We start from the raw sequence: 641 nt of genomic DNA on the forward strand, positions 1-641 counted from the left end.
GTAAGTCGCTCTGAACTCGCTCAAGCGCTCGCCTGGATAAATGGTAGACCAAGAAAATGTCTTAACTGGAAAACTGCATACGAGGTCTTCTCGGAAGAAGTGTTGCACTTAATTTGACAATCTATCATTGAAATAAAAATAAACATATTTTTGGCTCCTCGATAATCTATTTAATTTATAATATTGAATGTTCAACTTTCATCGAACCGCCCTTGCATTTGTATTACAAAATATGATTTGATTTTCATTTCAGTAAAGTAACATCATGCAAATTCACAATTCACTACTCCGCCTGCTTTATTATGCATCTCCTCAATTCAGAACCTATATTCAAATTCCAATGCGTTTTGCAATAGAATATGATCTTCCCAACTATTAAATTATAAAGAAAATCTGCGACAACATTTAATGATTTTCCTATCAGTTTGGTAATGATAGTTTTATCAAATGCGAGGTCTTCATTTCTCCTTGTTTACTGAATATTAAATTATGATGTCTATACTTATTTTCATAAGATAGATTGTCAAATTAAGTGCAACACTTCTTCTGAGAAGACCTCATATGCAGTTCTCCAGTTAAGACATTTTCTTGGTCTACCATTTATCCAGGCGAGCGCTTGAGCGAGTTCAGAGCGACTGACC

The 641-nt window shown here is 34.3% G+C and carries 2 pseudogenes; one reads left to right on the forward strand and one right to left on the reverse strand.

Annotation, left to right across the window (positions count from 1 at the left end):
- Positions 1–117: pseudogene (locus KNQ04_RS15715) on the forward strand (IS30 family transposase); the annotation flags it as partial.
- Between the two features lie 406 nt (positions 118–523).
- On the opposite strand, the pseudogene KNQ04_RS15720 reads toward KNQ04_RS15715, so the two are convergent.
- Positions 524–641, reverse strand: a pseudogene (locus tag KNQ04_RS15720) (IS30 family transposase); the annotation flags it as partial.

This window comes from Exiguobacterium sp. s193 (assembly GCF_018618755.1).
Classification (GTDB): Bacteria; Bacillota; Bacilli; order Exiguobacteriales; family Exiguobacteriaceae; genus Exiguobacterium_A.